This window comes from Alkalihalophilus lindianensis, assembly GCF_032843265.1.
In the GTDB taxonomy this organism is placed as follows: domain Bacteria; phylum Bacillota; class Bacilli; order Bacillales; family Bacillaceae_D; genus Alkalihalophilus; species Alkalihalophilus lindianensis.
The window spans coordinates 1-262 of sequence record NZ_JAWJBA010000518.1 but is presented as its reverse complement, the minus strand read 5'-3'; the positions used below and the strand labels follow the sequence as shown (position 1 = coordinate 262).

General features: G+C 39.3%; 1 protein-coding gene. It reads right to left on the bottom strand.

Going from position 1 to position 262, the window contains the following annotated elements; all coding sequences use genetic code 11:
* The coding region (locus RYX56_RS23255; protein WP_336623197.1) for a DUF4129 domain-containing protein at positions 1-262 on the bottom strand (262 nt) is incomplete at both ends.

Here is a 262-nt window from a genome sequence, read left to right as displayed (position 1 = left end):
CCAGCTTCCTTTCGGAAGACGCTGGTGATACAAGTATTGTTCATATTGGTTCGTTAATCGTGTCATTTCTTTTGTTGAAAAAAAGCTATCGATATACTGTGCGTAGTTCCTTAGTGTTTGATTTTCTTTTCGCTTTAACCCATATCGATCCAATTGGCCTAGTAAAATCAAATAAGCTGTAGCGATGGTTTCGTCTTGCTGCTTAAAACGGTAACGCAGTAATAGGATATAAGGAAACCACCTGCCGCGGATTCGATAAAGA